The organism is Paraglaciecola sp., from assembly GCF_039942875.1.
Classification (GTDB): Bacteria; Pseudomonadota; Gammaproteobacteria; order Enterobacterales; family Alteromonadaceae; genus Paraglaciecola.
Genome location: NZ_JBDVBQ010000026.1, coordinates 112,549 through 125,468 on the forward strand (window position 1 = coordinate 112,549; position 12,920 = coordinate 125,468).

Genomic DNA, 12,920 nt, shown 5'->3' on the forward strand with positions numbered 1-12,920 from the left:
CTTACAGACCAGAAGATTTTTTGTGAAGTTCTGCATATACAGGAAGACGTTTTTCTTGGCCGGCGGCCATGGCTTCCTGTACATCTGGCATTTGAAACATGCCACTTTGCCAGGTAGCCATGTACGTTAAGCTGTCTGAAACATCATGGTCACGGGTGTAATTGATCATCTCCTTGCACCCTGCAACTGCCATTGGTGAGTTACTTGCTATTTTAGCCGCTATCCTCATCACGCCTTCAAGCATGCTTGCCTGATCTGCAAATACTTGATTTATAAATCCACATTCTTTGGCTTCGCTACTCAGCATGTTGCGGCCAGTATAGGCCAACTCTCGAATTAAACCTTGAGGAATTAAGTGTGGTAGCCGTTGTAACGTTCCTACGTCTGCTGTCATACCTAATTCGGTTTCTTTAATTGTAAAAAAAGCGTCTTGAGTACAATAACGGCTATCGGCAGCGCAAACCATGTCCACAGCGCCACCAATCACACCACCTTGTACCGCAGCTAAAACTGGAATACGCACTTCTTCCATTGCGTTAAAGCTGTCTTGCAATGTTAAAACCATACGACGGGTTCTTTCAGCTCGGCGAGCTGGCTCCCCTTTAAAATCTTTAGCCATGTTTGTAAAAACAGATAAGTCCATGCCCGCACTAAAGTGTTTGCCCTGTGAAGAAATAACGATCACCCTAGCTAGCGTATCAGCGTCTATTTTTCGGACCACGGCTGGTAACTCAGACCAAAAGGCAGGCACCATGCTATTTAACGCCTCTGGGCGACTAAGTTGAATATGAGCAATGTGACTATCAATGCTTACAGACAGTGTTTCTAATGTTGAAAAGTCAATTTCTGACACAGGTATTCTCCTTGGATTAGCTTAAGATAGCTAACGATAACCTAACTAGACTGCGTCAAGATAATAACATATATTGACACTGTCAAGATAACTCACATCACATTTATTAATAGACGTATATGAATCAGAAAACATCAAAAAGGACTCACTCAAATAAGTCCAACTATCATCACGGAGACTTGCGCAGTGCGCTGATTAATGAAGCAACTCAAATACTCAAAGAAAGCGGTGTTGAAGGCTTGTCATTAAGAAAACTAGCCGACAAAGCTGGAGTCTCTAGAACGGCTCCTTACCATCACTTTAAAGATAAAAACCAGTTATTATGTACCATTGCTGAGCAGGGTTTTGAGCGTTGGCAAAGCGATGCAGAATTAATATTTAATCGTGATGACATAACTGCAAAACAGAAGTATCGAGTATTTTTTCATGGTTATATCCAATATGCAGCCGACAACCCAGAGCTTTACGATTTAATGTTTGGCCGAACTATATGGAAACAAAACAGTGCGACACAAGCACTTAAAGACGTAGCTTTTCCAAGTTTTCAACATCAAGTTGAAATGACTAAAAAGTGGCAGAGACAAGGGATTATGCCTAGCAATGAAAATACGTTACGATTGTCACAAGTAACGTGGGGCACGATGCATGGTATTGCACGTTTGTTGATTGATGGTATTTACGCAGATCGTACCCATATAGATGAAATGTGTGACTGTGCGGTGAACTTGTTTACTAGACAGTTGAGTATCTCCGATGAGGTAGACTGAATATGAGTCAAAGTATCCATTCCATTACTTTGCAAACGAAATCAGGCGATAACCTACAAGCATATTGGTTCACGCCCCAAGATCACGTACTCGACGCGGTAAAAGGCAAGATAGTCATAGCTTCTGCAATGGGAGTAGAACAGATATACTATCGCCCTATTGCCACCTGGTTAGCTGAACAAGGTTATGCAGTACTGACATTTGATTGCCGAGGAATAGGTGAAAGTAAAACCCAGCACTTGAAGTACTATGATTGCGACATTATTGATTGGGCACAACAAGACTATTCTGCAGCATTAAACTTTTTATTTAAACAGCCAGTAGACTCTACTGAAATCAAGCCTCCAGTGTTCTGGATAGGCCATAGTTTAGGTGGTCAAGTGTTTCCATTAGTGGAAAATATTGGGCATGTGAGCAAGGTGATCACTATTTCTTCTGGAACAGGTTATTGGAAGCATAACGCTGCTAGTTTAAGAAAAAAAGCGCCATTGTTTTGGTATTTGGTCGCTCCTATTAGTACAGCTTTATGTGGTTATTTTCCTGGTAAAAAATTAGGTATTATTGGCAACTTGCCTAAAAAGGTAATGTTTCAGTGGCGTAAATGGTGCTTGCATCCAGAATATTGCGTTGGGGTTGAAACAGATAAACTAAGGTTGATTTTTACTCAAACCAACACTCCTTTACATTCTATATGCTTTACCGACGATGAAATGTTGTCTGTTACTAATATGAGAGACTTACACGCATTGTTCACTCATAAAAGTAAGCAATTAAGTGAACTAAATCCAACTGATATTGGGGTTGAGCGAGTGGGTCATTTAGGTTTTTTTAAGGCCCAATTTGAAGATAGTTTATGGCCAGATTTATTATTACCAGAACTTACCTAAGATAGTTGAGTTTTTAAAACGAACCTTTAAAGGTTTTCAGTCACTACCCATAGGGTCTATCTTGGTTAAATTAATTAAGATGCCACAATTAATTAGCTGCTCCTAATACCTGCAACTTGGCCGAGTATAGTTTTTCTTCTTTTGGAGTGTAGGCCAGTTGTACAGCCTTTTTCATTGCAAGTTTGGCCTTTGGGGTATTGCCTAATTGAAAATACGCTTTGGCTTGGCCATAAAAACTTTCATGTAAGTAAGGCGCCATTTTTGACGACTTTTTATATAACTCTAAAGCCCCTTGATAATTTTTAAGCCCATAGGCCTGATTGGCTAAATCGTACCAACGATAAGGGTTATCATCTTCAATATCTCGATAACGACTTGTATATAAAACAGCATCATCATTTCGCTCGTATTGTTTCAATAAAATTACATAATTACTTAAAGCACTCACCGAGCCTTGCGTATGATTTAAAACATACTGATAAATGGATTCAGCCTTAGTAGCATTACCTGATTGCTTATATAAAACGGCCAGTGTATTTAATGTTTCCACATTGTTGGGGGATATTTCCAATGCTGCTGACAATAATGAGTAAGCCTTATTGTAATCTTTATTAGCTAATTCAATCGCGGCTAAATTTTGGTAATACATAGAAACGAAATCGGCAAAATTAACTGCGTCACCTACCATCCCCCTAGCATTTGGGAAATAATCGATAATGGTTTTTGCAAAATAAAAGCTGCCCTTCTTGACGTCATTATTTCTAGGAGCACGTACATGAGTTTGGACATGAGAAGAAATGGTTATCAGCCCACCCTCCCGAGCATAAATTGGGGCAGAATTAACACGACGGTATTCAATCTTTAGATCAACCAGTGAAGCATAGGCTTTAGTTAAAATAGCCAAAGATAAACAATTTCCAGCATGTTTAGTTGAAGCTAAGTCTGCATTATAGGTATCCCCTTTGTAGGAAAACCCACTAAGAAACGCTTTTATAAAATTGCTAAGACGTATATGGCCTTCTACATTTTGATTTTCAGGGGCATAATAATATGTCAAAAACTGTTGTTTTTTATCTTCACTTAGATTGAAAATGTTATCAATTGACGATAATACCTCGACCAAGGTAAAGGATTCACTTTCCCACTTTAATTCAGGTGTTGCTTTATAGGCCGATAGCTTCGCTTGTCCAGCGCAACTGATAAGTAATGCAAAACAATCTTATAAAAAGTATCAATAGAGTCCCCATACAAAGCCAAATATTCCAACTGTTCTAAAACATATAGCTTTATATAAAAAATATCTATCTAAATATTTGGATCTGTACTGGCCTTGAGTAATAGACCTTGAAAGTTGAGTTCTGTTACTAAAGAAGGGTTTTCATAGAAGTAAAACGAAAAAAGTTAGCAACTTGCTAACTTTTTATAACGCTTATCATTTAAGGTTAATCTACTAACCCTTTTGGCATGTCAGCTCGCATCCCTTCCCAAAGTTTACCACTTTCAATTCCATAATTACGGACCACTAATTGTACCTTTTCGTAGTCCCTAGCTTCAGCAAGCTCTAATAACTGCTGGTAATAGTCTCTAGTTAAATCTCTAGACTTCTGGTTAGAGAAATAATAACTACCAATTCTAGCGTATAGCCCTTTAAAACCATTCATCATTAATACATAAACCGGATTTCCTGAAGCAAAAGCCAAGTCATGATTAATTTGATAATCTTTTATTGCGAAGGTCTGGCTATCGTCATTGATTTCAAGGCCTTTTTTAACAATTTCAATAGATTTTTCTTGATTATGGCGAATTGCACCTCGTATAAACACTGCACTTAAATTGGTCCTTGCAGCGAGTAAATGATCAACCAATTCAGATATTCCATCTTCATCTAATCGCGCTAAAGTCTCTAAAATATTTAGCCCAGAGGTCTCCCAAAAATTATTTACTTTAGTTGGTTTACCATGTTGTATGGTTAACCAACCATCACGAGCTAAACGCTGCAACACTTCACGTAACGTTGTTCGGGTAACACCGATTAATTCAGACAACTCCCGTTCAGCAGGAAGAATAGTACCGGGGGGAAAGCGTCCACTCCAAATAGATTCCACAATATATTCTTCTGCGAAACCTGCAGGGCTTTGTGCTTTATAGATCATCAATAACTCACTTATTCATTATTGTTTTTGTAATTTTCCAAGACTGATTGTACCAGATCATAATTGTCGGTAACAATGAATCTTTAATATGTTAAGTCTCAATTGTTAAAAAGTAGTTAAAAATAACCTATTTACATATCAAGTATAGGATTTTGTCAGTTTTTTTGGTTACACTCTGACTCTGGTTGATTCGAAAATTATAATATTCAGCAAGGAATTTTTGCTTATGCAAATGTCAATATCTAAAGCACTAGCCTCCAATTTTTTGGGTAAAGCCCCTAATTGGTACAAACAAGCAATTGTAGCCTTTCTCGTTCTTAATCCCATTTTGTTTATCATAAATCCTTATGTAGCTGGTTGGGCCCTAGTACTGGAATTTATATTCACCTTAGCTATGGCGCTAAAATGTTATCCATTACAACCAGGCGGACTCTTACTGATTGAAGCCCTGTTTATTGGTATGACAACCCCAGAACATATGAAGCACGAAATAGTCGTCAACATAGAAGTGGTCCTATTATTAGTGTTTATGGTTGCAGGTATTTACTTTATGAAAGGCCTGTTACTACTACTATTCACGAAATTACTACTCAAACTTGAGAATAAAATAGCGCTGTCTATCGCTTTTGCTGCATCTTCAGCTTTACTTTCAGCATTTTTAGATGCGTTAACGGTCGTTGCTGTAATCATTACAGTGGGCCTAGGGTTTTATTCAATTTATCATAAAGTAGCCTCAGGTAAGGACTTTCACTCTGACCACGACCATTCTCATGATGAAGGTGTGCCTCACCCAAACCGTCAAGATTTAGAAGATTTTAGGGCTTTTTTACGTAATTTAATGATGCATGCCGGAATAGGTACCGCTTTAGGTGGTGTGATGACTATGGTAGGTGAGCCTCAAAACCTCATAATTGCTGAAAAGGCAGGCTGGGACTTTGTTGAGTTTTTCATCCGTATGTCACCCATTACTATCCCCGTATTTTTTGCAGGTTTAGCAACGACTTTCGTTGTAGAAAAATTTAAGCTATTCACTTATGGAGCTCAATTACCCCCAGTAGTTAGAACCATATTGACTGATTATGATCGACATACACAAGAAAATCTAACTACTCAGGACAAAGCAAGATTAGCTGTACAGGGCTTAATTATTGTTTGGTTGGTTGTCGGCCTAGCTGGACATTTGGCTGCAGTAGGCTTAATTGGATTATCAATTATCGTGTTAGCTACATCAATGAGCGGTATTATAGATGAACACTCTATTGGTGAAGCCTTTGAAGAAGCATTGCCTTTTACCGCCCTGCTCTGTGTCTTTTTTGGTGTGGTAGCCGTTATTATTGATCAAGGCCTATTTAGCCCAGTAATCAATTGGGTATTGACCTTTGAAGGCAAAACACAGCTGGTAATGTTCTATTTAGCTAACGGTCTGTTATCCATGGTAAGTGACAATGTATTTGTTGGTTCTGTGTATATAACTGAAGTAACCGCTGCTTTAAATAATGGCACAATTACTAGAGACCAATTTGATATGCTAGCCGTTGCCATTAACACTGGAACTAATTTACCAAGTGTTGCGACGCCTAATGGCCAAGCTGCATTCTTATTCTTGTTGACGTCGGCCATTGCCCCTCTTCTTAGGTTGTCTTATGGCACTATGGTTTATATGGCATTGCCTTATACTGTAGTATTAACCTTAGCAGGCCTTGCAGCTACTTATTTTGGACTTTATGACCTTACGAGTTGGTTGTACGACATGAATTTGATTGAGCACCATAGCGGCGCAGTATCTGACGTAGCTCCGGCGGCTCATTAAGGTATGACGAAATTGTCAGATAAGTACTATATATGTTTTTAGCACTTTCAACTTTTGCAGCCTCCAGATTTTCTTGGGGGCTATTGTTCCTGACAGCACTAGGTTTAGAGGTTGTAGCTTTATATTTTCAACATCGAATGGACTTACAACCCTGCATCATGTGTATTTATCAACGCACAGCAGTGTTTGGTGTACTTTTTTCTGCACTGCCTGCAGCAATATTAAATAATGTCATAACGAGAGCAATAGGGTTTGTTGGTTGGGGAGTATCCGCTATTTGGGGACTACGCCTAGCCATGGAACATGTTGATATTCAAACTGCTACCAACCCATTTTTTGCAACCTGTGAAATTGTGCCTAACTTTCCGAGCTGGGCACCACTTCATCAATGGCTACCTAATATCTTTGGGGCAACTGGAGACTGTGGTGATATTGATTGGTCGTTATTTGATATGAGCATGCCCCAGTGGATGATAGTGATTTTCGCTATTTTTACTATGGTGTGGGCAATCATGTTATTCAATCGATTGTTTGTCAGTAAAAGCTTCTAAAACTAGTCCAATAGCGGTTTATATAACGTTAGATAAGCCGCTATTACCAAATCCAAATTGACCTGATGTGTTAATCAAGATCCTCCACCGGCCACATGGCAATATAATCTTCAAACTTTTCTAAATCGACATCATGATCGGCAACGGTTTTACCTCTCACAGACATACCAGCCTTGTGCATAGCTGACTTTTTGCCTTTATGCAGCAAAGGATGCCAACTAGGTAAACCCCTACCTTCATGTAACCTTCTATAACTGCAACTTGGCGGCATAAAAAAGATATCTTGAAGGTTATCTTTAGTGAGCTTTACACACTCAGGCACCAACTTAGTTCGCTCCGAATACTTAGTACAGGCGCAACTCTTTGTATTTAATAAACCACAGGCAATATTGGTATAGTGAATTTCTTCATTAGGCTTTATGTGATCTGTTGTCGCTACCTCTTTTGCTTCTTCATCGTCAATAAACTTATGTAAGCAACACTTAGCGCAACCATCACAGATACCCTCCCACTCACTCGTTGTCATATCTGTTAGGGGCTTGTCTTCCCAATATTTATTCATAGTAAATTCTAAAATATTCCAAATGTTAATTTAAATGTTGTTTATTAAAGAGTAACCACAACATAGCTTCACTTCGAGAAGTAAAGTTTTTAATAGGTAAATCAAATCTATTAGCCAATCTATGAAGCATTTTATGACGACCTTGATTCACCTCCACAATTTGCGCAATCTTCAAATCTGCGATCCAACCTTGCTCTTTCACTTCCATGACAAACTTCCCCATTTCAAGATTAGAGCATTGAATAATAGACTCTGTTACGTCATGTACAACATTCTTAATTTGGTGTTTACCTGCCATTTTAACGGTAGTTTTGAATATCTGTACCAAACTACAAGGAGTGGTAACTTGGCCCTGTACTTCACATATTAAAATTTTATTAGCTGTATCTAAGGTATAATTGAGAGTAAATGACATATTTAAACAACGAAAGTCCTTACAGCAAAGTGGTTATCTAAGGTTACTTCTAAATGGTCTTCAGCAAACAAAGGACCAACACCTTCAGGGGTGCCTGTCATCACAATATCCCCTGCGACTAAAGTAAAATGGTTGGATATCTCTACTATTAGCTCAATTATTGAGTACATCATGTGTTGAGTATTTCCTTGCTGCCTGATATCTCCACCTACCCTTAAACTAAAAGCTACATTGGTATAATCAGGTACATGTTGCTTTTCGATGAACTGAGATACTGGGCAGCTACGATCAAATGCCTTGGCTCGCTCCCAAGGCTGATCTTTGGCTTTTAATTTACTTTGCACATCTCTTAATGTTAAATCTAACCCTAAGCCTAGCCCCCAGATTGCTTCCTTAACTTCTTTAATTGAGGCTCGGGTAATCGTCTCTTTTATCAGCACAGCCACTTCTAATTCATTGTGACAAGGGCCTTTATCTTTGGGAATGACGATAGGTTGATGCAGCGGACACAATGCGGTTGCAGGTTTCATGAATAATAAAGGCTCACTGGGTACTTCATTATTCAATTCTTGTATGTGCTTAAGGTAGTTTCTCCCCACACACACCACTTTACCAACCGGTAAAGGTATAACTTTGCCATCGTTACCAATATGCTTATAGTGATCCATACACCTAAAACCCTTTTTTTATTCTTTCAGAAAGGTAACTCACCGACACACCAAAATAACTAGAACGGTTCCACTTCATTAAGGTGTGAAAATTTTCATATACTAAATATACCCTACCCTGAATGCCATCAGGAGCGATTAAAGAAGCCTTAATAGCAGCATTTGGAAGTACCTTGCCATTATGTCGAGTCACCCCTAATGCCGCCCATTGTTCTAACGTTTGCATTTTTTGCCATGATAGGCCAATAGTATCACCATCAAAGTTTGTGGGTAATTTAACCTGTCGCCCCCAAGTTAATTGCTGGCTCCAGCCTTCTGATTTTAAGTAATTCGCGATTGAAGCAAATACATCTGCTTTATTAGACCAAATATCTTTTTTACCATCACCGTCAAAATCAATGGCATAGTTTAAAAACGAACTTGGCATAAACTGAGTCTGTCCCATCGCTCCTGCCCATGACCCCACAAACTCTTCTAACTTAATATGTCCTTGCTCGGCTATGGTTAACGCTGCAAATATTTGCTTTTTAAAAAAGTCTTCTCTTCGACCATCGTATGCCAATGTCGTTAATGAATTCAGTACTGGGTGCTTCCCCATATACTTTCCAAAATTACTTTCATTTCCCCAAAGGGCAACAATGAAACGTTTCTGTACACCATATCGCTGCTCAATAATATCTAGCACCTGCTCATTTTCAGCCATCAGTTGCACTGCTTGTTTAACTTTCCAGTCGGGTACTCTGGTTGCAAGATAGGTATCTAGGGTAATCTTCGTCTCAGGTTGGTTTTTATCAGCCCTAACTGCCGATTTTCTATAGTTAACTGTTGAAAATGCAGTATCGACAAAAGCAGGATCATGACCTTTCAATACCGCTTCTTGCTTTAATTCTTGGACGTATAATTCAAAACTTTTCTTTGCGTAACTATTACCACTGAACATTACTAGTAACAAACTAAGTAATGCAGTGGCATGTTTGTATATACCTCTATCCACTAACATCTAGCCCTTCCTTTAATTTGCTTTATTTTGTGCTAAATGCGCTTTTAATAGATTTTCTGATGGGGGAGGAAGTTGTAAATAGTAGCCTTTAATCGTCAACTCACTACGTAACTTTTTAATATCAACTTGAGCTAAAGGACGGTCTTTTTTTAAAGGCATAATCATTAAAAAAACAGGCGTCCCAAAGGTTTTCATTAAGACATCAGGTACCTTAGAAAAATCATCTCTTCCGGGTACATATAGATATGTCTCCTGCTTTTTACTGCTTTTGTACACTGCACATAACATTATTCAGCGTCCTCAATTTGGCTTATAGCAGCCTTCAAATTATCTATTTTAAGAAGTTCTGGAATTAAATATTTTTTGCGCCAACCACTTAATAAATCGGGCATTAACCCTAATGCTCTGGTTTCATCAAAGTTTGACCAGCACCATTTAAATAATTGGTTTAACTGTTTTTTTGAGCCCATCAACTCAGTGGGTACTTCAAGCTCTGTAGCGACTTGCTCACATATTTTTTTGACTCGAGCATGGGTGTTTTTATACTCTGGAAATAAGTTTATTCTTTCAATATTTGCTGGATAAGAGCCAGGGTCCATTCCATCACACTCAGAGACGATAGCAAGCAGAGTTTGCCCATGAATTCTTATTTCGTGGGGGTTCATACCTTGTATTCCCCTGAGATCATTTTTGGTGATTGGTTGACGCCTAGCTATTTCTATTAAGTTTTCTTCACGTACCACAAAATTCAGCGCTAAATCTCTTTCTCTGGCAGTTTTAGTGCGCCACGCGGCTAAATGTTTCAAGGTAAGCAAGGGTTTACCTGACAATTTCCAGTTATTTTTTATCGTCAAATACACTGCATCTAATGGTAATTCTGATTGTTTTTTACGGGCTAATTGTTCAATTTCTACGTAGACCCATGGCAGCTTTTGTTGTTGCTCCACTTTTGATTTTAATTCTGGATATAGTTGGAACAAATACAACACATCGTTGGCAGCATATGCACATTGCTGTTCACTTAGTGGGCGAGCGATCCAATCTGTTCTGGACTCACCTTTATCTACTACTACCCCTAACATCATTTCAACTAATTTTGCATACCCCAAAGCAGGGCCCATGCCCACAATGCTCGCTGCAAACTGACTATCAAAAATTGGCGCGGGAACCACTTTTAGAGCGTGCCAAAATGCCTCTAAATCTTCGGAGCATGAGTGTAAAACCTTAACGACCTTTGGGTTAGTCAACAATGATTGCAAACTTGAAAAATCATCAATACTGAGAGGGTCAACCAAAACTAATTGCTTGCCGTCATATATTTGAATTAAGCCAAGTTTGGGGTACAGAGTACGAGTTCTAACGAACTCAGTATCTACAGCAATGGCTTGCTCTTTGCTAGCTTGCAGGCAAAAATCATTTAATGCCTGAGTGTCTGTTATAAAAGTATATTGCATGGGGGTCCAAAATTGGCTGGTAACAGATAAAAAACCGGCTAAAGCCGGTTTTTTATCTGAAGTTTAGACTAGTTCAACTAGGCTTTATTCATCTCTTAACTCTCTACGGAGTATCTTACCAACATTACTTTTAGGAAGCTCGTTTCTAAACTCAACTTTTTTAGGAACTTTGTACCCAGTTAGGTGTTCACGGCAATGTTTTATCACATCATCTTCTGTTAGCGCTTCGTTTTCACTTACAACATAAACTTTTACGATTTCACCAGAGCTTTCATGTGGCACACCTACAGCGGCGGCTTCTATTATGTCTGGATGCATTGCACTCACATCTTCAATTTCATTCGGATACACGTTAAAACCTGAAACCAAAATCATGTCTTTCTTACGATCGACAATATAGAAAAAACCATCTTCATCGCATTTTGCTATATCACCTGTGGCAAGCCACCCATCTTTTATAATGTCATTACTGGCCTCTTCACGATTTAAATACCCTGACATTACTTGAGGGCCCTTCACTAACATCTCACCAGACTCACCTGGGGCAACTTCAATGCCCTCATCATCCACAAGTTTAATATCTGTAGATGGCACAGGCATGCCTATAGAGCCTTTATAGGTTTTTAAGGATGGGTGATTAACAGTCACCACAGGAGAGCATTCAGTGAGCCCATAACCTTCTAATAACACGTGTCCTGTGGTGGCTTTCCAGCGCTCGGCAACAGATTTTTGTACTGCTGCGCCACCCGCCAAAGATATTTTGACATTGGTAAAATCAATATCAGAAAAACCCGCTGTGTTAAGCAGTCCATTAAATAAGGTATTAACGCCCGTTATTATCGTAAATGGATATTTACTCAAAGCCTTTACAAAGGCTGGCATATCTCTTGGGTTAGTAATTAATAAATTTGGACAACCAAATTTTATGAAAGCTAAGCAATTCGCTTGCAGCGCAAAGATATGATAGAGAGGCAATGCCGTCACAACGTTTTCTTTACCGGGTACAACAACAGGGGCTAATATACTCGCTACCTGTTCTAAGTTAGCCACAGCGTTTCTATGGGTTAACATTGCGCCCTTTGATACCCCAGTCGTTCCACCTGTATATTGCAAAAAGGCTAAGTCTTTGCCAGTTATGGTTGGTCGTGTATAGGGTTTAGATGCACCAATATTTAGAGCGTTTAAAAATGATTCTGCTTCAGGTAAGTTGTAACTAGGCACCATTTTTTTCACGTGCTTAATAGCAAAATTTACAATCCATTTTTTTATGGTTGGTAACATATCGCCAATTGACGTTAATAACACTTTTTCAACGTTAGTATCCGCGATCACTTCACTTAATGTGCATGCAAAATTTTCTACAATAACAATGGCTTTAGAATTAGAGTCTTTTAACTGATGTTGTAACTCTCTTGCTGTATATAGTGGGTTAACATTGACAACTGTCATCCCCGCACGCAGCACACCAAACAATGCCACAGGGTATTGCAATAAGTTAGGCATCATAATAGCTACTGCATCGCCTTTCTTAAGGCCGATGCTTTGCAAATAGGCTGCAAAATCTTTAGATAACTGATCGAGCTCAGCAAAGGTAATGCTTTTGCCCATATTAATATAGCTAACAGTATTAGCATACGTCGCAGTTGACTGCTCAAACACATCCACAAGAGATGGATACTTATCTGCATCTATTTCTTTTGAAATGCCAGAGTCATAATTATTTAACCAAATTTTTTCCACTACGCCTCCGGGCATAAAATATAAAAACTACACAAACCACACACCTGAAGGCACTATAAC

14 protein-coding genes are annotated in these 12,920 nt (G+C 38.9%); 4 read left to right on the top strand and 10 right to left on the bottom strand.

What is annotated here, in order from left to right:
* Position 1: 1 nt before the first annotated feature.
* Positions 2-853: a crotonase/enoyl-CoA hydratase family protein gene (locus tag ABJE44_RS08800; RefSeq protein WP_348111671.1), complete on the bottom strand. Its 852-nt coding sequence runs from the start codon at positions 851-853 to the stop codon at positions 2-4.
* Between the two features lie 119 nt (positions 854-972).
* Here ABJE44_RS08800 and ABJE44_RS08805 point away from each other — a divergent pair, with 119 nt between their 5' ends.
* Both ABJE44_RS08805 and ABJE44_RS08810 read left to right on the top strand, forming a co-directional pair.
* Positions 973-1,620 (top strand): TetR/AcrR family transcriptional regulator, encoded by a 648-nt coding sequence (locus ABJE44_RS08805; RefSeq protein ID WP_348111672.1) that lies wholly within the window; start codon positions 973-975, stop codon positions 1,618-1,620.
* 2 nt (positions 1,621-1,622) lie between these two features.
* Positions 1,623-2,507, top strand: a complete 885-nt coding sequence (locus ABJE44_RS08810; RefSeq protein WP_348111673.1) for an alpha/beta fold hydrolase — start codon at positions 1,623-1,625, stop codon at positions 2,505-2,507.
* 88 nt (positions 2,508-2,595) lie between these two features.
* Here ABJE44_RS08810 and ABJE44_RS08815 read toward each other — a convergent pair whose 3' ends face one another.
* Both ABJE44_RS08815 and fadR read right to left on the bottom strand, forming a co-directional pair.
* Positions 2,596-3,630 (bottom strand): tetratricopeptide repeat protein, encoded by a 1,035-nt coding sequence (locus ABJE44_RS08815; RefSeq protein ID WP_348111674.1) that lies wholly within the window; start codon positions 3,628-3,630, stop codon positions 2,596-2,598.
* A gap of 319 nt (positions 3,631-3,949) precedes the next feature.
* A complete protein-coding gene (gene fadR, locus ABJE44_RS08820; RefSeq protein ID WP_348111675.1) occupies positions 3,950-4,660 on the bottom strand; it encodes a fatty acid metabolism transcriptional regulator FadR in 711 nt (236 codons plus the stop codon).
* A 226-nt stretch (positions 4,661-4,886) separates the two neighbouring features.
* Between fadR and nhaB the strand changes: the two genes are divergently transcribed.
* Complete coding sequence (gene nhaB / locus ABJE44_RS08825) at positions 4,887-6,470, top strand: sodium/proton antiporter NhaB (RefSeq protein ID WP_348111676.1); 1,584 nt, start codon at positions 4,887-4,889, stop codon at positions 6,468-6,470.
* A 32-nt stretch (positions 6,471-6,502) separates the two neighbouring features.
* A complete protein-coding gene (gene dsbB, locus ABJE44_RS08830) occupies positions 6,503-7,021 on the top strand; it encodes a disulfide bond formation protein DsbB (protein ID WP_348111677.1) in 519 nt (172 codons plus the stop codon).
* A 70-nt stretch (positions 7,022-7,091) separates the two neighbouring features.
* Here the strand turns inward: dsbB and ABJE44_RS08835 are convergent, their stop codons facing one another.
* From ABJE44_RS08835 to fadD, 7 genes are all read right to left on the bottom strand, one after another.
* Positions 7,092-7,583 carry a YcgN family cysteine cluster protein gene (locus ABJE44_RS08835; RefSeq protein ID WP_348111678.1) on the bottom strand — a complete coding sequence of 164 codons (492 nt, stop codon included), beginning with the start codon at positions 7,581-7,583 and terminating at the stop codon, positions 7,092-7,094.
* Between the two features lie 25 nt (positions 7,584-7,608).
* Complete coding sequence (locus ABJE44_RS08840) at positions 7,609-7,998, bottom strand: hypothetical protein (protein WP_348111679.1); 390 nt, start codon at positions 7,996-7,998, stop codon at positions 7,609-7,611.
* Positions 7,999-8,000: 2 nt separating this feature from the next.
* Positions 8,001-8,666, bottom strand: a complete 666-nt coding sequence (locus ABJE44_RS08845) for a fumarylacetoacetate hydrolase family protein (RefSeq protein WP_348111680.1) — start codon at positions 8,664-8,666, stop codon at positions 8,001-8,003.
* A gap of 4 nt (positions 8,667-8,670) precedes the next feature.
* A complete protein-coding gene (locus tag ABJE44_RS08850) occupies positions 8,671-9,606 on the bottom strand; it encodes a lytic murein transglycosylase (RefSeq protein WP_348111961.1) in 936 nt (311 codons plus the stop codon).
* 72 nt (positions 9,607-9,678) lie between these two features.
* Positions 9,679-9,954 carry a YcgL domain-containing protein gene (locus ABJE44_RS08855; RefSeq protein ID WP_348111681.1) on the bottom strand — a complete coding sequence of 92 codons (276 nt, stop codon included), beginning with the start codon at positions 9,952-9,954 and terminating at the stop codon, positions 9,679-9,681.
* Positions 9,954-11,120: a ribonuclease D gene (rnd, locus tag ABJE44_RS08860; protein ID WP_348111682.1), complete on the bottom strand. Its 1,167-nt coding sequence runs from the start codon at positions 11,118-11,120 to the stop codon at positions 9,954-9,956. The genes ABJE44_RS08855 and rnd overlap by 1 nt, the downstream gene beginning before the upstream one ends.
* 84 nt (positions 11,121-11,204) lie before the next feature.
* A complete protein-coding gene (gene fadD / locus ABJE44_RS08865; RefSeq protein WP_348111683.1) occupies positions 11,205-12,860 on the bottom strand; it encodes a long-chain-fatty-acid--CoA ligase FadD in 1,656 nt (551 codons plus the stop codon).
* Between the last annotated feature and the right edge of the window lie 60 nt (positions 12,861-12,920).